Source organism: Tabrizicola sp. (assembly GCF_016792905.1).
GTDB lineage: Bacteria > Pseudomonadota > Alphaproteobacteria > Rhodobacterales > Rhodobacteraceae > Tabrizicola.
Map to the genome: position 1 here is coordinate 30,587 of NZ_JAEULP010000039.1, position 19,391 is coordinate 49,977.

22 protein-coding genes and 1 other RNA gene are annotated in these 19,391 nt (G+C 67.3%); 11 read left to right on the top strand and 12 right to left on the bottom strand.

Features of this window, described 5'->3' with window-relative positions:
• A complete protein-coding gene (locus JNL31_RS09165) occupies positions 1-492 on the top strand; it encodes a protein-tyrosine phosphatase family protein (protein ID WP_294972572.1) in 492 nt (163 codons plus the stop codon).
• Between the two features lie 9 nt (positions 493-501).
• On the opposite strand, the gene JNL31_RS09170 is transcribed toward JNL31_RS09165, so the two are convergent.
• Positions 502-1,065, bottom strand: a complete 564-nt coding sequence (locus JNL31_RS09170; protein WP_294972574.1) for a TetR/AcrR family transcriptional regulator — start codon at positions 1,063-1,065, stop codon at positions 502-504.
• A 97-nt stretch (positions 1,066-1,162) separates the two neighbouring features.
• Between JNL31_RS09170 and JNL31_RS09175 the strand changes: the two genes are divergently transcribed.
• Entirely contained in the window at positions 1,163-2,032 is an 870-nt protein-coding gene (locus JNL31_RS09175) for an alpha/beta hydrolase (protein WP_294972575.1), read from the top strand.
• On the opposite strand, the gene JNL31_RS09180 is transcribed toward JNL31_RS09175, so the two are convergent.
• Both JNL31_RS09180 and ffs read right to left on the bottom strand, forming a co-directional pair.
• Complete coding sequence (locus JNL31_RS09180) at positions 2,033-2,590, bottom strand: DinB family protein (RefSeq protein WP_294972577.1); 558 nt, start codon at positions 2,588-2,590, stop codon at positions 2,033-2,035.
• A 24-nt stretch (positions 2,591-2,614) separates the two neighbouring features.
• Positions 2,615-2,713: signal recognition particle sRNA small type (gene ffs / locus JNL31_RS09185), an RNA gene on the bottom strand.
• A gap of 159 nt (positions 2,714-2,872) precedes the next feature.
• On the opposite strand from ffs, the gene JNL31_RS09190 reads away from it, so the two are divergent.
• Positions 2,873-4,246, top strand: a complete 1,374-nt coding sequence (locus tag JNL31_RS09190) for an aminopeptidase P family N-terminal domain-containing protein (RefSeq protein WP_294972579.1) — start codon at positions 2,873-2,875, stop codon at positions 4,244-4,246.
• 61 nt (positions 4,247-4,307) lie between these two features.
• Positions 4,308-6,332: an NADPH-dependent 2,4-dienoyl-CoA reductase gene (locus tag JNL31_RS09195; RefSeq protein WP_294972581.1), complete on the top strand. Its 2,025-nt coding sequence runs from the start codon at positions 4,308-4,310 to the stop codon at positions 6,330-6,332.
• 37 nt (positions 6,333-6,369) lie between these two features.
• On the opposite strand, the gene JNL31_RS09200 is transcribed toward JNL31_RS09195, so the two are convergent.
• A complete protein-coding gene (locus JNL31_RS09200; RefSeq protein ID WP_294972583.1) occupies positions 6,370-6,630 on the bottom strand; it encodes an EF-hand domain-containing protein in 261 nt (86 codons plus the stop codon).
• 372 nt (positions 6,631-7,002) lie between these two features.
• On the opposite strand from JNL31_RS09200, the gene JNL31_RS09205 reads away from it, so the two are divergent.
• A complete protein-coding gene (locus tag JNL31_RS09205; protein ID WP_294972586.1) occupies positions 7,003-7,908 on the top strand; it encodes a LysR family transcriptional regulator in 906 nt (301 codons plus the stop codon).
• 24 nt (positions 7,909-7,932) lie between these two features.
• On the opposite strand, the gene JNL31_RS09210 is transcribed toward JNL31_RS09205, so the two are convergent.
• The 3 genes from JNL31_RS09210 to JNL31_RS09220 are packed head-to-tail and all read right to left on the bottom strand — an operon-like array spanning position 7,933 to position 10,311.
• Positions 7,933-8,877, bottom strand: a complete 945-nt coding sequence (locus JNL31_RS09210; RefSeq protein WP_294972588.1) for an OmpA family protein — start codon at positions 8,875-8,877, stop codon at positions 7,933-7,935.
• 22 nt (positions 8,878-8,899) lie between these two features.
• Positions 8,900-9,595 (bottom strand): N-acetyltransferase, encoded by a 696-nt coding sequence (locus tag JNL31_RS09215; protein ID WP_294972589.1) that lies wholly within the window; start codon positions 9,593-9,595, stop codon positions 8,900-8,902.
• Positions 9,592-10,311, bottom strand: coding sequence for a molybdopterin-binding protein (locus tag JNL31_RS09220; protein WP_294972591.1), 720 nt, complete (start codon positions 10,309-10,311; stop codon positions 9,592-9,594). Before JNL31_RS09220 ends, JNL31_RS09215 begins: the two co-directional genes overlap by 4 nt.
• 130 nt (positions 10,312-10,441) lie before the next feature.
• Here JNL31_RS09220 and map point away from each other — a divergent pair, with 130 nt between their 5' ends.
• The gene (map, locus tag JNL31_RS09225) at positions 10,442-11,251 is read left to right on the top strand and encodes a type I methionyl aminopeptidase (protein ID WP_294972617.1); all 810 of its coding nucleotides are present in this window, start codon (positions 10,442-10,444) and stop codon (positions 11,249-11,251) included.
• 52 nt (positions 11,252-11,303) lie between these two features.
• Here the strand turns inward: map and JNL31_RS09230 are convergent, their stop codons facing one another.
• A complete protein-coding gene (locus tag JNL31_RS09230; RefSeq protein WP_294972594.1) occupies positions 11,304-12,068 on the bottom strand; it encodes a molybdopterin-dependent oxidoreductase in 765 nt (254 codons plus the stop codon).
• Complete coding sequence (locus JNL31_RS09235) at positions 12,061-12,852, bottom strand: cytochrome b/b6 domain-containing protein (RefSeq protein ID WP_294972596.1); 792 nt, start codon at positions 12,850-12,852, stop codon at positions 12,061-12,063. The genes JNL31_RS09230 and JNL31_RS09235 overlap by 8 nt, the downstream gene beginning before the upstream one ends.
• A gap of 140 nt (positions 12,853-12,992) precedes the next feature.
• On the opposite strand from JNL31_RS09235, the gene accD reads away from it, so the two are divergent.
• From accD to JNL31_RS09250, 3 genes are all read left to right on the top strand, one after another.
• Entirely contained in the window at positions 12,993-13,901 is a 909-nt protein-coding gene (accD, locus tag JNL31_RS09240; protein ID WP_294972598.1) for an acetyl-CoA carboxylase, carboxyltransferase subunit beta, read from the top strand.
• A gap of 3 nt (positions 13,902-13,904) precedes the next feature.
• Positions 13,905-15,176: a folylpolyglutamate synthase/dihydrofolate synthase family protein gene (locus JNL31_RS09245; RefSeq protein WP_294972599.1), complete on the top strand. Its 1,272-nt coding sequence runs from the start codon at positions 13,905-13,907 to the stop codon at positions 15,174-15,176.
• Positions 15,177-15,282: 106 nt separating this feature from the next.
• Positions 15,283-15,882: an NYN domain-containing protein gene (locus tag JNL31_RS09250; RefSeq protein ID WP_294972601.1), complete on the top strand. Its 600-nt coding sequence runs from the start codon at positions 15,283-15,285 to the stop codon at positions 15,880-15,882.
• Here the strand turns inward: JNL31_RS09250 and JNL31_RS09255 are convergent.
• Together JNL31_RS09255 and JNL31_RS09260 are read right to left on the bottom strand one after the other, a co-directional pair.
• The gene (locus JNL31_RS09255) at positions 15,879-16,505 is read right to left on the bottom strand and encodes a TetR/AcrR family transcriptional regulator (protein WP_294972603.1); all 627 of its coding nucleotides are present in this window, start codon (positions 16,503-16,505) and stop codon (positions 15,879-15,881) included. The two genes, JNL31_RS09250 and JNL31_RS09255, sit on opposite strands and share 4 nt — an antisense overlap.
• Before the next feature lie 59 nt (positions 16,506-16,564).
• The gene (locus tag JNL31_RS09260; RefSeq protein ID WP_294972606.1) at positions 16,565-16,738 is read right to left on the bottom strand and encodes a hypothetical protein; all 174 of its coding nucleotides are present in this window, start codon (positions 16,736-16,738) and stop codon (positions 16,565-16,567) included.
• Positions 16,739-16,892: 154 nt separating this feature from the next.
• Here JNL31_RS09260 and mbfA point away from each other — a divergent pair, with 154 nt between their 5' ends.
• A complete protein-coding gene (gene mbfA, locus JNL31_RS09265; protein WP_294972609.1) occupies positions 16,893-17,870 on the top strand; it encodes an iron exporter MbfA in 978 nt (325 codons plus the stop codon).
• Positions 17,870-18,571, top strand: a complete 702-nt coding sequence (locus tag JNL31_RS09270; protein WP_294972619.1) for a nitroreductase family protein — start codon at positions 17,870-17,872, stop codon at positions 18,569-18,571. The genes mbfA and JNL31_RS09270 overlap by 1 nt, the downstream gene beginning before the upstream one ends.
• 24 nt (positions 18,572-18,595) lie before the next feature.
• Here the strand turns inward: JNL31_RS09270 and JNL31_RS09275 are convergent.
• Positions 18,596-19,391 (bottom strand): PP2C family serine/threonine-protein phosphatase (locus tag JNL31_RS09275; RefSeq protein WP_294972612.1); only part of this gene is annotated, 796 nt, incomplete at its 5' end.

The window sequence follows — 19,391 nt, forward strand, 5'->3', positions numbered from 1 at the left end:
ATGGTGATTGCGGAACTGCCGGTGGGCGGAGGCGTGCTCGGGATCGGGCCGATGCCGGGACGGGGTGGCGCTTATGCCCGAGAGCTGGCCGAGGTGCTGGCTTGGGGGCCGGAGTTGGCGTTGACGATGACGACGGCAGCGGAACTGGCGGCGAAAGGGGCGGAGGGGCTGCCGGTTGATCTGGGCGATGCGGGGGTGGAGTGGCTGCATCTGCCGATTGCCGATTTTGGCGTGCCGTCAGGGGAGACGCTGGCCGCGTGGCCCGCAGCCTCGGTCCAGGCGCGGGAGGTGCTGGCGGCGGGCGGCAAGGTCTGGGTGCATTGCATGGGGGGGTGTGGCCGGTCGGGAACGGCGGCGCTGCGGCTGATGGTCGAGGCGGGGGAGGAGCCGGGTGCCGCGCTGGCGCGGTTGCGCGCGGTCCGGCCATGTGCGGTCGAGACGCCGGAGCAGTTTGCTTGGGCGGCGACGGGTGCAAAGGGAAGGTGCGCCTGAAGGCACACCCTACATCGTGGGGCCGTAGAGACGGGCGGGCAGGCCGCGCAGGACGTCGGACTTGCGGCGGGTGCGGGCGAGGGTCCAGCTGCCCTGGAAGCCGATGATGAAGGTCTCGGCAGCGTCCTGGGCGGTTTCGGGGGGCATTCCCAGCCCTTCGCCGTAGCGGGCGGCGGCGGCGATGATGCGGTCGAGGGATCGTTCGGCCTGGGCGCGGAAGCGGTCATGGTCGGGGCCTTCGAACAACAGGCCGAAGATCGGGCAGGCGTCGGCGCTGTTCAGGATGTCGAAGAGCTTGGCCATCTTGTAGCAGAAGGTCGTGATCCCCTGCCGCCAGTCCGGCGCAGCGCGAAAGCTGTCGTCGATCACCCGGATGATTTCCGAGGCGGTCCAGTCCGCGGCAGCGCAGGCGAGGTCGGCCTTGCCGTCCGGGAAGTGGTGGTAGAGCGAGCCCTTGGGAACCCCTGCCTCGGTCAGGATCTCGGTCAGCCCGGTGCCGTCATAGCCGCGCTGGCGGAACAGCCGGGTGGCGGCAAGGACCAGGCGGTCGCGGGTGGTGGGCTCTTCGGTCATCACTTCAACATAGGGAAAGCCCTGCTTGGGGAAAAGACTAGACCGATTGGTCTAATCATGCTACTAGACCAATCGGTCTAACGAGCGGAGCCGGACGATGCTGGATGCAACGAGTGCGGTGCGTGGCGTGGACGGCGAGGACCTGGACATCCGCAGCGAGGGCGCGCTGTTGCGCGGGCGCCTGGTGCGGCCCAGGGGCACGCCTCGGGCGGCGCTGGTGCTGCACGGCGCGACGGGTGCCCCGGCCCGATACTACCGGGGCTTCGCCGAATGGGCAGCGGCCGAGCGTGACATGGCGGTGTTGACCTATGACTACCGGGATTTCGGCGCCTCGCTGCGCCGACCGATGCGGGGGGCAAGGGCAACGCTGGCAGACTGGGGGCGGCATGACCAGAACGCCGCGCTTGCCACGTTGGCACGGATGTATCCGGACACGCCGCTCTGGGTGCTGGGCCATTCGGTCGGCGGGTTGTGGCTGGGCTGGCACGAGGCGATGGGCCGGGTCAGCCGCGCGATCACCGTCGGCTCGGGGCTGACGCATGTGACGGACCATCCGCTGCGCTACCGCTGGAAGGCGCGGGTTTTCTGGTCGCCGCCGGTGCGCCTGGCCGCGAAGGTCGCGGGCTATCTGCCCGGGCAGCTGGTTGGGCTGGGCGCCGACCTGCCGCGCGGCGTTTATGAGGACTGGCGGCGCTGGTGCCTGGCGCGGGGCTGGCATCTGTCGGATGTGGGGCGGACGCTTCCCCTTCCCGATCCGGCGCGGGTGACGGCCCGACTGCGGATGATCGCGGTGGCGGATGACGATCTGGTGCCGCCGACTGCGGTCTGGCGCGCGCGGGCCCTGTATCCCGAGGCGATGAAGGAGCAGAAGGTGCTGCGGCCGGAGGATTTCGGGCTGGAGCGGATCGGGCATATCCCGCCCTTTACCCGGCGCAATGCGGTCCTGTGGCCGGCGATCCTGGACTGATCAGCGCATCAGGTCGGCTTCGGTCCAGCCGAGACGGGCCATGTCTTCGCTGCGGGCTGCTGCATCGTCGCCGACGATGAACTCGTCGAGTTGCGGCGGCTTGACCGGCGTGGCGGAAAGGAGCCCGTGGACCTGGCCGCGGTGGTGGGTCTGGTGCTGGAACAGATGCGACAGGACGTCGTCGCGCCGGTCGTGCTGGACCCGCTCGCCCCGGTCGATGGCGACGATTTCGGCCAGGGTTTCCGACGTGAGGCCGTCGACTTGGGCGATGAGGGCAAGGTCGGTATCGGCCTGCCAGGCCGTGAGGGTCGGCAGGTCGGGGCAGAAGGTCGCCTCGTCCAGCAGGGCGCGGTCGAGAGCGCGGCCGAGAAGCGCGTTCAGGTAGAAGCGGTCGACCATGAGCATGTGGTTCAGCGTGGCCTGGATCGTGCCGAAGAAGGCAGGGCGGGGCGCGGTCAGGTCGGCAGGGTCAAGGCCGGCGCAGGCGCGGTGCAGGCGGGCATTCGCAAGCCGGTTGGCCTGGGCGAGCTTGCGGAAGGTGCGCTGGGCGTCAGTCATCGCGAAAGCCGACAGGATGGGGAAAGGTGAGAGGCTGGACAACGACCCAAACGGATCTCGTTACGGCTGCTTCCTTCCGGACCTGACCGGGTTGGCGAGGCGCCTGCCCGCGCCAACCTCTCGCGGGGTCATATAGGCGGCGGTGGCGGGATTCGCAAGGAAGGACTGGGGCGGCGATCGCCTGCGCCGGGGGGCGACCGAGTGGTTGGTCTGTCCGACAATCGTTGCGTTGTGGCCCGGTTGTGCGTCAGGTTGGTGCGGCGCAGGGCATGGGGGCGGGGGATGACCAGATTGCAGCGTCTGGACTGGCCGGACAACGGGACGCCGGACCTTCCGCCCGCCTTCTCGCTGGCGGAGGCCGAGGGGCGGCTGGCGGCAGTGCGCGCGGCGATGGCAGGGGCGGGGTATCAGGCGCTGGTCGTCTATGGCGACCGCGAGCATGCGGCGAACCTGCACTGGCTGACCGGCTTCGATCCGCGCTTCGAGGAGGCGGTGCTGGTGGTCACGCCGGATGACGCCCTTCTGATCGCGGGCAACGAATGCCTTGCCTATACGGTCGTGTCGCCGCTGGTCGTGGCGGGAAAGGTGCGGACGGGGCATTGCGCCTCGCTGTCCCTGCCAAGCCAGCCGAGGGCGTCGCGGCGGCTCTGGGAATGGCTGGAGGAGGTGGTTCCGTCGGGCGCGACCATCGGCGCGGTGGGGTGGAAGTGGTACGGGGCGGAAGAGTTGCCGCCGGGGACCGACCCGGCGCTGGCGCTGGACATCCCGGCCTTCCTGGCCGACCCGCTGCGGCAGCGGGCGGGGCTGGTGGAGAATGCGACTGCACTTTTCATGCATCCGGGATCTGGGCTGCGGGCGCGCGCGGGCGTTGACGAGATCGCCCGGCTGGAATTTTCGAACCACATGGCGGCATCGGCACTGAAGCGGATGGTCTTCGCGTTGCAGGAGGGGATGACCGATTTCGCGGCGGTCGAGGCGGCGCGGATCGGGGGACTGCCGCTGGGCTGCCATGTGACGTTCGCGATGGGGGACACGCCGGGCCTGTCGGGGCCGGTGGGCGACCGGATCGCGCGGGGGAAGCCCGCCAGCTTCAACGTCGCGCATTGGGGGTCGAACATCTGCCGCGCGGGCTGGATGGCGCGGGGGCAGGGGGACCTGCCGCCAAATGCGGCGGGCTATCTGGAGGAGTTCGTCTTTCCCTACACGCGCGCGATGTCGAACTGGTGCGGCATGATGCGGCCGGGCGTGAGTGGCGGGGCGGTCTGGGCGATGATCGACGACCGCCTGCCCGACAGGTTCGGGGTGACGCTGAACCCCGGCCATCTGATCGGACTGGACGAGTGGATGTCCTCGCCCATCACGCCGGGGTCGGAGATCCCCCTCGCTTCGGGCATGGCGATGCAGATGGACGTTATTCCGGCTCACGTCACCTGGGGCTCGACCCGGATGGAGGATGGCTACGTGATCGCGGACGACGCATTGCGCGGCGCGCTGGCCCGGACGCATCCGAACGTGGCCCGGCGCTGCGCCGCGCGGGCGGAGTTCATGCGCCGGGTGATCGGGATGGAGGTGCCGGAAAGCCTGCTGCCCCTGGCCGATACCTGCGGGATCATCGCGCCCTGGCTTCTGGATCCGGCGCAGGTGGTGGTGCTGTGACGTCGCGTTCGTGGTGACGACGGTGGCGGGCTTCGCCATTCTGCCCGCAAGGGAGACCGCCATGACCAGCTATCCACACCTTCTGTCGCCGATCACCCTGGGAGCGGTTACGCTCAGGAACCGCAGCCTGATGGGCTCGATGCACACCGGGCTGGAGGAAACTGGCGACTGGGGCCGGGTCGCGGCCTTCTACGCGGCGCGGGCGCGGGGCGGGGCGGGGCTGATCGTGACCGGGGGCATGGCGCCGAACCGCGAGGGCGGGGTGTTTCCCGGCGCTGCAGGGTTGTTCTCGGACAGGGACATCGCGAACCATCGGCGCGTGACAGAGGCAGTCCATGCCGAGGGCGGGCATATCGCGATGCAGATCCTGCATGCGGGGCGCTATGCCTATGGCAAGGACTGCGTGGCGCCCTCGGCGATCAAGTCGCCGATCTCGCCTTTCCCGCCGCGCGAGCTGGACGAGGAAGGGATCGAGAAGCAGATCGGTGACATCGCCACGGCGGCGGCGCGGGCCGTCGAGGCGGGCTATGACGGCGTCGAGGTGATGGGGTCGGAAGGCTATTTCCTGAACGAGTTCCTTGTGGCCCACACCAACCGCCGCACGGATCGCTGGGGCGGGTCGTATGAGAACCGGATGCGGCTGCCGGTTGAGGTGGTGGCCCGGGTGCGGGCGGGGATGGGGCCGGGGGCCGTGCTGGTCTACCGCATCTCGCTGATCGACCTGGTGCCCGATGGCTCGACCTGGGACGAGGTCGTGCAGCTGGCAAAGGCCATCGAGGCGGCGGGGGCTTCGGTCCTGAACACCGGGATCGGCTGGCACGAGGCGCGGGTGCCGACGATTGCGACCTCGGTTCCCCGGGCAGGCTTCGCGCACCTGACGGCGCGGTTGCGGCCGGAGGTTGCGATTCCGGTGATCACCTCGAACCGGATCAACGCGCCGGATGTGGCGGAGCGGCTTCTGGCCGAGGGTGTCGCGGACATGGTGTCGATGGCGCGGCCCTGGCTGGCGGATGCCGAGTTCATCAGCAAGGCGGCGCAGGGCCGGGGGGCGGAAATCGCGCCCTGCATCGCCTGCAACCAGGCCTGCCTGGACCATACCTTTTCCGGCAAGCTGACCTCCTGCCTGGTAAACCCGCGCGCCTGCCACGAGACGGAGCTTGTCTATGACCCGGCGGTCGTCCCGAAGCGGATCGCCGTGGTGGGGGCCGGGCCCGCCGGGATGATGGCGGCCATCGTCGCGGCGGGGCGGGGGCACCGGGTCACGCTGTTCGACAGGGCGGACCAGGTGGGCGGGCAGTTGAACCTTGCCAAGCAGGTGCCGGGGAAAGAGGAGTTTCACGGGCTGGTCGACTGGTTCGCGACGATGCTGCGCGGCCCCGGCATCACGCTGCGGCTGGGGCAGGCGGCGACGGCCGACGACTTGGCGGGATTCGACGAGGTGGTGATTGCGACCGGCGTGACGCCGCGCGATCCGGGCATTCCGGTCGAGACGGGGGCGCGGCTCTTCAGCTACGTCGACATCCTCAAGGGGGCGCAGCCCGGCCCTCGCGTCGCCGTGGTGGGCGCGGGCGGGATCGGTTTCGACGTGGCCGAAACGCTGGTGCATGAAGGGGTCAGCCCAACGCTGGACGCGCCCCTTTGGCGGGCGGAATGGGGGGTCAGCGCTCCCTGGAAGGATCGGGGGGGACTGGAGCCGGAAGGCCCGAAGCCGCATCCGCCTGCGCGCGAGGTGTATCTGTTGCAGCGCAAGGCCGAGAAGCCCGGTCGGCATCTGGGCAAGACCACGGGCTGGATTCACCGTGCAAGCCTGGCGATGAAACGGGTGAAGATGATCGGCGGGGTGAACTACGAGCGGATCACGGCCGAGGGGCTGTGGATCAGCCATGGACCGAACCGCGACCAGCCGGAACTGCTCGCGGTCGATGCCGTGGTGCTCTGCGCAGGGCAAGAGCCGGAACGGGGGCTCAGCGCCGAGCTGGACCGTCGCGGCATCCCCCACCATCTGATCGGTGGGGCGGATGTCGCCGCCGAGTTGGATGCCAAGCGCGCGATCAATCAGGCCGCGCGCCTGGCCGCACGGCTGTAGGGGCGCCCGGTCGAAGGACGGGGCGCCCCTGCCAGGGTCAGCCGTTGGTAGCCGCTTCCGGCGCCTTGATCACGCCGCCGTCCAGCGCGGCCTGAAGCTCGGTCGCGTCGACCGCGCCGTCGGCGGTGGTGTCGATGGCCTTGAAGTTGTCTTCGGTCAGATCCGTCCAGACCGCCTGAAGCTCGGCCAGCGACCAGGTTCCGTTGCCGTCGGTGTCGGCGACCTCGGGCAGGGTGGCCTGCGCAAGGGCGGCCGAAGCCAGGGCGAGGGGCGCGAGCGCGATTGCGAAGCGTTTCATGGAAGTCTCCTTTTGCTATCCACGATTGCAAGACCCGGATTGTCCGCGTCTTGACGGGCTAGCTAAAGGCTGCCGGAAAGATATTCCAGACACGCCAAGCATGGCTGCCGTGGGGCGGCTGACAGCCGCCGGAGCGATCGGGAATCTGGAACGTTTTCCCGCCGACGGACGGGATGCAGGCCTTTCCTTGCCGAGAACACTCGCCGGTTCCGGCAGGGGCTTGCCGATGAAAGGCCGCCGTGAACGTTTCGATGCCATGAACGATCCCCCACAATACCCCGGATCAAACGCCTGATTGCCACCTTCCTGCCCGATTTCCCGGTGAAACCTGTCGATAACAAAACCGGCGTGGCTGTTCCCCAAGAGGACAATATGGATCGACTGACAGAGATGGAGGCCTTTGCCACGGTAGTGGACCAGGGCGGCTTCACCGATGCAGCCAAGAAGATGGGGATTTCCAAATCCGCCGTCTCGAAACATGTGTCCGCCCTGGAAGCCCGCCTTGGCGCACGGCTTCTGAACCGCACCACCCGCCGCGTTTCCCCGACCGAGATCGGCCTTGCCTATTACGACCGCGCCCGCCGCGTACTGAACGACGCGGGCGAGGCCGACGCGCTGGTGACGTCGATGCAGTCCGCGCCCTCGGGCTTGTTGCGGGTGTCGGTCGCCACGGATTTCGGGGTGAACCTGTTGTCGCCGATCCTGGGGGACTTCCTGCTGGAATACCCCGACATCACCGTGAACATGGTCCTGAACAACCGCTACGTCGAGCTGATCAGCGAAGGCTTCGACATGGCGATCCGGGTGGGCGAGCTGGAGGATTCCTCGCTTCGTGCCCGGAAGCTGACCGAAACCACCAAGCGGATGATCGGCGCGCCGGGCTATTTCCAGAAGTTCGGGCGGCCGCAGAAGATCGACGACCTGAACGACCACAAGCTGCTGCACTATTCCAACCAGGCCAACGGCAATGTCTGGAAGATCACCGCGCCGTCGGGCGAAAAGCGGCAGGTCCGCTCGGTTGGCTGGCTGACGGTGAACGACGGGCAATCTCTGCTGAATGCGGCGATTTCGGGCCTGGGCATCGCTTACCTGCCCTCGTTCCTTTACGCCGACGCGATGCGACAGGGGCTGGTGGAAGAAGCTATTCCCGGCCTGCCGGTCGAGGTTCTGGGCATCTATGCGGTCTATCCGCCGGGGCGGTTCACCCAGCCCAAGGTGCGGGCCTTCATCGATTTCCTGGCACGGCGCTATACCGACAAGGGCCCCGACAACTGGTGACGGTCCTTCCCTCTCTCGGGCCCGTCAACGGGTCGAAGTGACAATCACTTCGACCCGTCTGTTTTTCTGGCGCCCTTCCTCGGTCTGGTTCGTGGCGCGCGGGGCAAGGAAGCCCACGCCTTCGGCGTCGACACGGGCGCGATCGGCGCCGTACCTGTCGACCAGCACTTCGGCCACCGCCTCGGCGCGGCGCTCGGACAGGGCCACGTTGGCGGCAAGGCTGCCGGACGCATCGGTATGGCCGACGAGCGCGATGGTGCCTTCCGGATTCGCGTCGAGCCAGGCCGCCACCGCGGCAAGCGAGGGGTAGTCGCCCGCGGTCAGGGTTGCCGCGCCGCTGGCGAAGACCAGATCGTCCAGCACGGCCGAGCCCTTGGCATCCAGATCGGCGGCAACGGCAGAGGCGGGCACGGTGGCTTCCGTCCCCGTTGGCGTCGTCTCGACGTTCAGGTTGACGGGTGTTTCCACCGGCGTTGCGGGCAGGGGCGCATCGGTGATGCGGGTGATCTGGACATAGGCCGCGCCCGCGCTGCGGCTGACCAGGATCGACACGGCCTCGGCTCCCTTCTGGGCCGAGAGAAAGCGGAAATCGCCGAGGTCGACATGCATGTCGGGTTCGGGAAGAACGTCGGTGTTGAAGCGGAAATCGAAGCCGCCGCAGGCGCGGGCCTCGCATTCGAAGACGATCTCGTAGCCTGCCGCCCGTACCTGATCGCGCAGCGGAGCGAGGATGGCGAGCGTGGTCATTTCTGCCGCGTCCAGCCGGAACGCCCGCTGGTCCAGCGCGCCCTCGACCTGCTGGGAAGGCACGTTGATCCCGTTGAAGGCGGCGACGGGCAGGGCATAGCTCGCCGGATTGGCGCTGCGGGTTTCCTCGCCCAGCACCTTGGCCGGAAGATCCAGCGTCAGGGCGGCGACGGGTTGGGCCAGCGTGGCAAGGAGAGGGATAAGGAAAAGGGCCTTCGACACGGGCAGGGGTCGCTTTCCGCGATCATTTCATTCGGTAGTGATACTGTCCCACAATCTGCATCCCAAGGCGAGTGTAGAGCGCGCGGGCGGCGGCGTTCTGCCGGGTGACGACCAGTGACAGCCGGGCGGCACCCTGGGTGGCGGCCCAGTTGGCGGCGGCGTGCAGGAGGTTTCGCCCAAGGCCCTGCCGACGCTGCGTCTCCCGCACCTCCAGCGCATGGAGCATCGCGTCGGTCCCGTGGCAGGCGACGAAGGCGATACCGGCGGGGCGGTCGCCGGTGCGACCCAGAAGTGCCGCCTTGGGGCCGGTCACGCGGTCCATGACGGCGATCCGGGCGGGGCCGATCCCGCCCTCGGCCCAGAGCGTGCGGGCGATTTCCAGGGGCGGCCAGTGCGGAAAGGCGGTGAGGCCCGGAAGTTCGGCTGCCAGCGCCACGACCGGGGCGGCGTAGGCGATCACCGGGTCGATGATGCACCAGCCACGGGCGTCGAGGGCGGCGTCCAGCGCCTCGTCGCCGGGGCGGATCAGGAACAGGGGTTCCGGCATCGCGGCCTCGGCGGCGTCCAGGTCCTGCGCGGTGAAGGGGCCCTCGGCACTCGCCGCCGAGACACGCTTGCCACCGCCCGCACCGTCGCGCAGGGTGAAAGGGCCCAGGCGCCAGCTTCGGGCGGCGGGCCAGGTCGCCTCCATGACTTCGGCAAGCAGGGCGGGGGTCATCCGAACATCCGCGTCAGCTTGACCATGGCCTGATCCAGCCGCCCCGGATCGGTGCCCCGGATCACCAGGTTGGTGCCATGCGCGCCGTTCTGGATGAAGGGGTAGGAGCCCATGGACAGGTCGGGAAATTCGGCGGCAAGCGCCCCGAAGCTGGTGGCAATCTCGCCCTCGCCCCGGTCGACGCGCAGGGTTTGCGACAGAAGCGGCGGGCCGCCCGTAAGCTTGGGCAGGACTGAAGCAACCATCGCCTCGAAGATCTTCGGCACCCCCGCCATCACATGCACGTTGCCAAGCGTGAAGCCCGGCGCGGTCGAGACCGGGTTGTCGATCAGGCTTGCGCCATCGGGGATGCGGGCCATGCGCTGCCGGGCCTCGTTGAACGGCAGGCCGGAGCGGTCGTAATGCGCCTGGAGGAGCGCCATCGCATCGGCGCGGTGGCCGATCTTCGCCCCCATCGCCTCGGCCACCGCATCGGCGGTGATGTCGTCATGGGTGGGGCCGATGCCGCCGCTGGTGAAGACATGGGTGTATTTCCCAGACAGAGCCCGGACGGCGGCGACGATTTCGGGATGGATGTCGGCGACGATGCGCGCCTCGCGCAGGGTGATGCCGATCCGGGTCAGTTCGCCCGCCAGGAAATGCAGGTTCGAATCGCGGGTTCGGCCTGACAGGATTTCGTCGCCGATCACCAGTATCGCCGCGGTCGGATTGGTCATGGCCGGTCTCTCCTGATCACAGCTGCGGGTATAGCCCTGCCTGCGCGGGCTTTCAAACCCCGGCCTCTGGCCAATTCGGCGCAAGGCTCTTATGTAGGGGCCAAGGAGACTGGCCTTGGAGAGACTGGCCTTGGACGACATTCGCGCGCGCATCACGAAAGACGGCATCCGCATCTACGAAGACGCGGATTTCGCGGGGATGCGCCTGGCGGGGCGGGTCGCGGCCGAGATTCTGGATGCCGTGGCACACCTGGTCGTGCCGGGCGCGACGACGGCGGTGATCGACGATTTCATCACGGCAGAGATCGCGCGGCGCGGCGTCACCTCGGCGACGGTGGGCTACAAGGGCTACAAGCACGCCTCCTGCATCAGCGTGAACCATGTGGTCTGCCACGGCATTCCGGGGCCGAAGGTGCTGGTGGACGGCGACATCCTGAACGTCGATGTCACGGTGATCGTCGATGGCTGGTACGGCGACACGAGCCGGATGTATGTGGCCGGTCAACTGGCGCGCAAGGCCGAGCGGCTGATCGAGGTCACGCATGAGGGCCTGATGCGCGGGATTGCGGCGGTGAAACCGGGCAACACGTTCGGCGACATCGGCCATGCGATCCAGGCCTATGTCGAGGCGCAGCGGATGTCGGTGGTGCGCGACTTTTGCGGGCACGGGCTGGGCCGGGTGTTCCATGCGCCGCCGAACGTGCTGCACTATGGCCGCGCTGGCTCGGGTCCGGTGCTGGAGGAAGGCATGTTCTTCACCATCGAGCCGATGGTGAACCTTGGCCGCCCCGAGACGAAGGTTCTGGCCGACGACTGGACGGCGGTGACGCGGGACAAGTCGCTGTCGGCGCAATTCGAGCATTCTGTCGGCGTCACGGCCACGGGCTGCGAGATCTTCACCCTGTCGCCTGCGGGCAAGTTCCACCCGACCTGGGGGTAGGGCCAAAATCCTTCGAAGGATTTTGCAAGTTTCTTCGAACAAACTTGGGTCCTCAGATTCCCGCGTACCGCTCGTATCCCCGGTCGGCCCAGTAGCTGCCCTTGCCGAAGCCAAGCGTGGCAAGGCTGTCGGTCAGCTCGATGGTGTGGACGTACTTCGCCATCTTGTAGCCGAGCTGCCGTTCCACCCGCAGTCGCAAGGGCGCCCCGTTCGCCACCGGCAAGGGTGCGCCGTTCATCGCATAGGCAAGGATCGTCTGCGGATGGTAGGCGTCGATCAGGTCGATGCTTTCATAATAGAACACCTCGCCAGACAGGCTGCGTTCTATGGCGTCGAAGCAATGAAAGACGGCGTAGCGGGCGGTGAGCTTCGGCTTGGCCAATGTCAGGACGGTGCCCAGCGGCACGCCCTGCCATTTGGCGATGCAGCTCCAGCCCTCGACGCAGTCGTGCCGGGTGATCTGGGTCCGGGAGGGCAGGGTGGTGAGGTCGGCCAGCGACAGGGTTTGTGGCGTCTCGACCAGCCCGGTCACAGTCAGGCGGTAGTCACGGAAGGCGGACTGCGCCATCTGCCGGTAGGACGCGTCGACCGGATCGGTCGAACCGTTCGGTCGCTGGCCCTGCCGGATGTCGGCTTCGGAAAACTCGGGCGCGAGGGCGTCGCCGATCAGCGCGCGCTGGGCGCTGCGGGTCAGGCCCTCGTGGCTGGCGAAAAGCGCGCGCAGGTGGCTGTCGCTACGCCCGGCACTGTCGAAAATCTTGCAACCGGAGAGCGCTGCCGCAGTGCTGCCAAGGAGAAACTTGCGACGATCAAACATCTTTCTCTCCATCAGTGCGATACCAGCCGGTCAGGATCGACCGCATCTCGTTCAAGGGGCCAGCGAGCAGGATCATCGCCATATGGACGGCGAAGAAGGCGATCAGCGCCAGCATGGTCAGGAAGTGGATCGTCCGCGCGGTCTGGCGGCCCTGGAACAGCTCCAGAAGCCAGGGCGCAGCGGCGTTGAACCCGGGCGACATGGAAAGGCCGGTCAGGATCATCAGCGGCAGGGCCAGGAACAGGACCGAGGCATAGGCGAGCTTTTGCAAGACGCCGTAGCTCGCCCCATGGTGGAAGCGCAGGCGCGCATGGTCGGCGATGTCGCGGGGCAGCGCGCGCAGGTCGGAGAGGGTTGGCAGCAACTGGCGGAAGTGGCCGTTCAGCGCCGAGGCCGCCAGCCAGAGCGCAAGCGTGCCGACCAGCGCCCAGGCGAAGAAGAAATGGATCGCCCGGCCCGTCGCAAGGCTTTGGTAGGACGGAATGGTAAGCGCGGCCGGGATGGCGCGCGGCTCGCCGTTCGAGACGCCGAGGACGCCGGTCGTGTCGAACTCGGCCCCAAAGAGGCGGGTCACGCCGACAAGGGTATCGCCATCCTGCCGCGCGCCGATTTCGAGAATGGCGTTGTCGTACTGAAACCCCGCCTCCTTGCCGATGTGCAGGCTGGGATGGGCGTTGAAGATCTGGAGCCCGGTCAGCATCAGGAAGAACAGGCTGACCGCCCAGACCCAGTGCGTGATCCGGGTGATCAGCCTTTGGCGATAGACAAGGGGTCCCGTCGGCATGGCATTCCTCCACTTCTCATGCCGGAGGAACGGAGGCGCGAGGCGAAAGTTTCAGCCCGCCGAAGCAGATTGCCGCTGATTGCATTTCGGCCCGGCGGGGCTTATCTCGGGAAGCTGACCAAAGGGGCAGCAGGCACCGCATGAACTGGATCACCAACTACGTCCGTCCGAAGATCAACTCGCTCTTCTCGCGCCGCGAGGTGCCGGAGAATCTTTGGACGAAGTGCCCGGAATGCGGAACGATGCTGTTCCACCGGGAGCTTGCGGCGAACCTGAACGTCTGCACCACCTGCGAACACCACATGGCGATCAGCCCGCGCGAGCGGTTCGACGCGCTGTTCGACGGCGGCATCTATGCCGAGGTCAAGGTGCCGGACGCGGTGGTTGACCCGCTGCATTTCCGCGACCAGAAGAAATACACCGACCGGCTCCGCGCGGCGCAGAAGGCCAGCGGAGAAAAGGACGCGATGCTGGTGGCCGAGGGTGAGATCAACCGCACACCCATCGTCGCTGCGGCGCAGGATTTCGCCTTCATGGCGGGGTCGATGGGCATGTATGTCGGCAACGCGATCATCGCGGCGGCGGAGCGGGCGGTGAAGCTGAAGCGTCCGCTGGTCCTTTTCAGTGCCTCGGGCGGGGCGCGGATGCAGGAGGGGATGCTCTCGCTGATGCAGATGCCGCGCACGACCGTTGCAGTGCAGATGCTGAAGGAGGCGGGGCTGCCGTATATCGTCGTCCTGACCCATCCGACGACCGGGGGCGTCACGGCCAGCTATGCCATGCTGGGCGATGTGCAGATCGCCGAACCCAACGCCCAGATCGGTTTCGCGGGCGCACGGGTGATCGAGCAGACGATCCGCGAGAAGCTGCCGGAAGGCTTCCAGCGCGCGGAATACCTCCTCGACCACGGCATGCTGGACCGGGTGGTGCACCGCAAGGCGCTGAAGGACGAACTGGTGACGCTGGTCCGGATGCTGACCGGCCAGCCGCCCGCGATCAAGGGCGACCTTCCCGCACCGGTCGAGGCCAAGGCCGAGGCGGGCGCCTGACCCATGACACAAGGTTCCGACGTCATCCTGGAACGGATGATGACGCTGCATCCCAAGGTCATCGACTTGACCATGGGCCGGGTTGAGCGACTGCTGGCGGTCTTGGGCAACCCCGAGCGGGTCATTCCTCCGGTGATCCATATCGCGGGAACGAATGGCAAGGGCTCGACCCAGGCGATGATCCGGGCCGGGCTGGAGGCGGGTGGCGACAAGGTTCATGCCTACACTTCGCCGCATCTCGCTCGGTTCCATGAACGCATCCGGCTGGCGGGGGAACTGATTTCCGAACCTGCGCTGACGTCCCTGCTGGACGAATGCATGACCGCCAATGGCTCGGATGAAATAACCTTCTTCGAGATCACCACCTGCGCCGCCTTTCTGGCCTTTGCCCGCACCCCGGCGGACTGGACGCTTCTGGAAGTGGGCCTTGGCGGTCGGCTTGACTGCACCAATGTGGTGGATCATCCGCGCCTGACGATCATCACACCGGTCAGCCTGGACCACCAATCTTTCCTGGGGGACACTGTCGCTGCGATTGCGGGCGAGAAGGCCGGGATCATCAAGCGCGGGGTGCCGGTGATCGTCGGGCCGCAGTCGGAGGAAGGTCTTGCCGTGATCGAGGCCAAGGCCGCGCGGCTGGGTGCCCCGGTCCTGGCCTTCGGCCAGCATTGGAATGCGTTCGAGGATCGCGGGCGGCTGGTCTATCAGGACGAGAACGGCCTTCTCGACCTGCCGCTGCCGAACCTTCCGGGCCCGCACCAGATCCAGAACGCCGGGGCCGCGATTGCCGCCCTGCGCGCCTTGGGCAGGGACGAGGCCGCCTGCGAGGCCGCGGTGACCAAAGCCTTCTGGCCCGCCCGGATGCAGCGCCTGCGGCACGGCCCGCTGGTCGACGCAGCGCCGCAGGTGGAGCTTTGGCTTGACGGCGGCCACAACCCGGCGGGGGGCGAGGCCGTGGCGGCGACGCTGGCGCGGATGCCCAAGCGCGAGACGCACCTGATCTGCGGGATGCTCAACACCAAGGACGTGACCGGCTATATGCGTCCGCTCGCCCCGGAGGTGACACGGCTGCATGCGGTGTCGATTCCGGGCGAGAAGAACACGCTTCCCGCCGAGGCGACGCGCGACGCCGCAGGCGCGGCGGGGATGGATGCGGTGACGGCCGGGTCGGTGGCCGAAGCGCTGGCCGGGATTGCGGCAACCTCGCCCGAGGCCCGGGTGCTGATCTGCGGCTCGCTCTATCTGGCGGGGACTGTGCTGCGCGAGAATGGGTGACTGCCCTTAAACGGCCAAAATCTCGGGCAAAACTTGAAGGATCGAATCCTGCCTGGGCATCTCCGTGGACCTTTCACCAGCCCCCCGCTTGAAGTCGCGCGTTGCCTTGCTGATCGACGGGGACAATTTTCCCCGCTCTGGCGTTTCCCAGATTGAGAGCAAGGCGGCGCGCCTGGGCGAAGTCACCATTCGCCGGGTGTTCGGCGACATGGCGTTGCACAAGGACTGGGCGCAGGAAACGGCCTACATTGCAACGCATTGCGCAACATCGGCGGGCAAGAACCGGGCGGACATGGCGCTGGTGATCGCAGCGATGGATTTCCTGCATCGCGGGTTGGCGCAGGCCTTCGTCATCGTGTCGGATGACCGGGACTTCGATCCGCTGGTGAGCCACATGCGTGAGCAGGGATGCCGGGTCGAGCGCATTGGCAAGCCGACACCGCAGGCAACCGGGACGGCGAAACCCGCGATCAGGCCGAAGTCGGCGACCTGCGCCGACGAGACCGTCGACAGGGTGCGCGCGATGATCGCGGGGGCGGGGGCGGCTGGTTATCCAATCCAGTCGCTCGGGGTCGCGTTGTATCAAGAGGGAATCAGCCTTGCGGACAGGCCCGTGAAGTCATGGCGCGCCTGGCTGACCTCCTATCCCGAAGTATTCGAGTGCGATCCCCGCGGGCCGAAAGCCCGCGTCCGCCTGAAGGGCTAGGCGTTCACCCCATATCGCGCCAGGAACATGTCCACCGCGCCGTGCACGCTGCGCTGCGTCATCTCGGGGGTGATCGTCTCGGCCATGCCGAAAATCAGCTTCTCGTGGATCGTCGCCTTGCAGAGCTGCGCGAACTGGTCGGCGGCAAGATCAAGATCGTCGATCTGCAACTGCCCGTTCAGTACATAGCAGCGCAGGTGATGGACCAGCCGCTGGTGGATCAGCCCAGGCCCGAAATCATGGAACTGACGGCCAAGGCCGGGGAAACGTTCGCCCTCGCCCACCACGATGCGGAACATGCGCTGGCCGAAATCCGAAAGCTGGAAGGCGACGATATGCTCGGCTGCAATGGTCAGCGCGACGTGAACGGGAATATCGCCCTCAACCAGCGCCTCGGCAGCTTCGGCTTGCCGATGGCATTCGCGGCGCGCGACTTCCAGGAACAGAAGCTGCTTGTCGGGGAAATAGGCGTAGATCGTCGCCTTCGATACTCCTGCTTCCCGCGCGATGTCGTCGACCGAGGCCCGCTCGAACCCGTCGCGCATGAAGATCTTGTGCGCGCCGTCCAGCACCTGGTCGAACTTCCGGCCGCGCCGGACCCCATGATCGGCAATGACGTTCATCGGCCCCCCTGACCGGGACCATAGAACATCCCGGTCCGGCGCGGCAAGCGCGGCCGGGGTCACTCGGCCAGCTTGCAGGCGGGCTGGGTGTTGGCGCTGTCGCAGCCCTTGGTGGAGGTCGTCACCACATCCTCGGGGAAGGTGAGCGTCGGCAGCAGAGTGGTCAGCGAATCCGCGGCGACCGGGGCGGCAAGGGCAAGGGTGGTAGCCAGGGCAAGTGCGAAGCGGGTCATTTCAGTCTCCATTTTGAACTCTTCGGTTCAGAATCTTATCTAAACTTGCCAGTTCAGTTTGGCAAGAGGAAAATGAACTCATCAGTTCAGAATCTGCGATTGTGCCCGCCGATACATGGAATAGATTAGAATCGTTCCAAACTAAGGTGTCCCCGTGCTGTCTGCCCTGACCTTCCGCCGCCGCTTCTCTGACCTCACCGAGCAGGAGGTGCTGGCACTGGCGATTTCCTCCGAGGAAGATGACGCCCGCATCTACCGCAGCTTCGCCGAACGGTTGCGGGTGGACTTCCCGGCCTCGGCGGCGGTGTTCGACGGCATGGCGGTCGAGGAGGACCACCACCGCCAGCGGCTGATCGAGTTGCATCGCCAGCGGTTCGGCGAGGTGATCCCGCTGATCCGGCGCGAGCATGTGGCGGGGTTCTACGCCCGCCGCCCAATCTGGCTGGCGCAATCCCTGTCGCTGGACACCATGCGCGGCGAAGCGGCGACGATGGAGAAAACGGCGCAGGACTTCTACGTTCGCGCTGCCGCCCGCACTCAGGACGCTGCAACACGCAAGCTTCTGGGCGACCTCGCAGCGGCCGAAGCCGGGCACGAACGCCACGCCCTTCGGCTGGAGGAAACCCATCTGCCGCAGGATGCGCGCGACGCAGAGGACCAGACGGCGAAGCGCCAGTTCATCCTGACCTGGGTACAGCCGGGGCTGGCCGGGCTGATGGACGGCTCGGTCTCGACGCTCGCGCCGATCTTTGCCACCGCCTTCGCGACGCACAACACCTGGACGACTTTCCTGGTCGGCTCGGCCGCCTCGGTCGGCGCGGGCATCTCGATGGGCTTCACCGAGGCCGCGCATGACGATGGCGTGCTGTCGGGGCGGGGATCACCCGTGAAGCGCGGCCTTGCCTCGGGCGTTATGACCGCGGTGGGCGGGCTTGGCCACGCGCTGCCCTACCTGATCCCCGATTTCTGGACGGCGACGACCATCGCGATGATCGTGGTCTTCGTCGAGCTTTGGGCCATCGCCTGGATCCAGAACCGTTTCATGGAGACGCCCTTCCTGCGCGCGGCCTTGCAGGTTGTGGTGGGCGGTGCTTTGGTCTTTGCCGCCGGGGCATTGATCGGAGGCGGATGATGTATCGCAAGGGCGAGGTCGGCTATCAGGCGCTGCCGCTGCCGGATCGGCTCGAACTGGACGAGGCCGGGTCGCTGGCCGGGGCAGAAGGTTTCCTGGCCTTCATGCGCAAGCGGCATTCGGTGCGGGACTATTCAACCCGTCCGGTGCCCGAGGCGGTGATCGCGGCCTGCATCGCGGCGGCGGGGACCGCGCCGTCCGGGGCGAACCACCAGCCCTGGCATTTCGTGGCGATCTCGGACCCGGCGATGAAGGCCCGCATCCGCGAGGGGGCGGAAGAGGAAGAACGCGCCTTCTACGCCGGCGGGGCGGGCGACGAATGGCTGGCCGCGCTGGAGCCGATCGGCACCGGCGTCTCGAAGCCGCACCTGACCGATGCGCCCTGGCTGATCGTGGTCTTCGCGCAGCGCTACGGCCTGACCGAGGACGGTGCGCGCTACAAGAATTACTACGTCCCGGAAAGCGTGGGCATTGCGACCGGCTTCCTGATCGCCGCGATCCATCATGCGGGGCTGGTCTGCCTGGAGCACACGCCGAACCCGATGAAATTCCTTGGCCCGATGTGTGGCCGACCCGAGCATGAGAAGCCGGTGATGATCCTGCCGGTCGGCTATCCGGCGGAAAGCGCCACGGTTCCGGCGGTCGCCAAGCGGAAGAAGCCGCTGGAGCAGATCATGAGTGTCTTCCGCGCCCGAACCTGACCGGGGCGGACAGTCGGGGCCGGATCAACCCAGGGCAGCGAACCTGCGGGGCACGACAGGCGCGCGCCCGGCGACGGCCTCGATTGGCTCGTTCTCTGTTGCGCTGTTCCCGGGTAGCTCTGCGGCAAGCGCGGCCACCTCATGCGGCCTGGCCTCGGGCAGCTCTTCCAGGCCCGGCAGCGGCAGGACGATCGGCTCTGTCACCGCCATCGTCAGCCCGCGCGGCCGCGCGACCGCGAGCGATTCACGCGGCGGACGGTCCTGCTTCGGGCGCACGGAGGCGTCGTTCACCTTGATCACGGTGAAGCTGATGTTGTCCTGGTCCGGATCGTCCAGCCGGTTCAACTCGTCCAGCAGGCGCTCCGCGATCTCGGTCGAGCGGGTCTTGCGGTATCTGGCCAGAACCTTCTCGATCTGGGCATTGGTCAGGAACTGAAGTCCGTCGGACGAGCAGACCACGATGTCGCCCGCCTTCAGCTCGATGGGCCGCGCAGGGCAGTCGATCTTGGCGATCTTCGAGCCCATCAGAACCGAGACCAGGCAGTTCCGGTCGGGATGGTTTTGCCCGACCTCGGCGTCAAGCAGCCCTGACTTCACCATGAAGTCGATCTGCGGCGCCATGGAGTGATCTTCGTTCAGCTGGCTGAGCCGGCCGTTTCGGTAGAGAAACAGCGGCGAGTCGCCGATCGAGATCCACCAGAGCCGGTTCTCGACCAGGGCGGGCACCACCAGCGTCGCGCCCATGCCGTCGGTTTCCGGGTGGCTGCGGGTGTGCTGGCGCAGGGTTTCATTGGCAAGGTCGGCCACGCCGCGCAGGATC

Coding starts and splice junctions, on each gene's coding strand:
- JNL31_RS09165 (WP_294972572.1), top strand. CDS start 1: ATGGTGATTGCGGAACTGCCGGTGGGCGGAGGCGTGCTCGGGATCGGG.
- JNL31_RS09170 (WP_294972574.1), bottom strand. CDS start 1,065: ATGACCGAAGAGCCCACCACCCGCGACCGCCTGGTCCTTGCCGCCACC.
- JNL31_RS09175 (WP_294972575.1), top strand. CDS start 1,163: ATGCTGGATGCAACGAGTGCGGTGCGTGGCGTGGACGGCGAGGACCTG.
- JNL31_RS09180 (WP_294972577.1), bottom strand. CDS start 2,590: ATGACTGACGCCCAGCGCACCTTCCGCAAGCTCGCCCAGGCCAACCGG.
- JNL31_RS09190 (WP_294972579.1), top strand. CDS start 2,873: ATGACCAGATTGCAGCGTCTGGACTGGCCGGACAACGGGACGCCGGAC.
- JNL31_RS09195 (WP_294972581.1), top strand. CDS start 4,308: ATGACCAGCTATCCACACCTTCTGTCGCCGATCACCCTGGGAGCGGTT.
- JNL31_RS09200 (WP_294972583.1), bottom strand. CDS start 6,630: ATGAAACGCTTCGCAATCGCGCTCGCGCCCCTCGCCCTGGCTTCGGCC.
- JNL31_RS09205 (WP_294972586.1), top strand. CDS start 7,003: ATGGATCGACTGACAGAGATGGAGGCCTTTGCCACGGTAGTGGACCAG.
- JNL31_RS09215 (WP_294972589.1), bottom strand. CDS start 9,595: ATGACCCCCGCCCTGCTTGCCGAAGTCATGGAGGCGACCTGGCCCGCC.
- JNL31_RS09220 (WP_294972591.1), bottom strand. CDS start 10,311: ATGACCAATCCGACCGCGGCGATACTGGTGATCGGCGACGAAATCCTG.
- JNL31_RS09230 (WP_294972594.1), bottom strand. CDS start 12,068: ATGTTTGATCGTCGCAAGTTTCTCCTTGGCAGCACTGCGGCAGCGCTC.
- JNL31_RS09235 (WP_294972596.1), bottom strand. CDS start 12,852: ATGCCGACGGGACCCCTTGTCTATCGCCAAAGGCTGATCACCCGGATC.
- accD (WP_294972598.1), top strand. CDS start 12,993: ATGAACTGGATCACCAACTACGTCCGTCCGAAGATCAACTCGCTCTTC.
- JNL31_RS09245 (WP_294972599.1), top strand. CDS start 13,905: ATGACACAAGGTTCCGACGTCATCCTGGAACGGATGATGACGCTGCAT.
- JNL31_RS09255 (WP_294972603.1), bottom strand. CDS start 16,505: ATGAACGTCATTGCCGATCATGGGGTCCGGCGCGGCCGGAAGTTCGAC.
- JNL31_RS09260 (WP_294972606.1), bottom strand. CDS start 16,738: ATGACCCGCTTCGCACTTGCCCTGGCTACCACCCTTGCCCTTGCCGCC.
- JNL31_RS09270 (WP_294972619.1), top strand. CDS start 17,870: ATGTATCGCAAGGGCGAGGTCGGCTATCAGGCGCTGCCGCTGCCGGAT.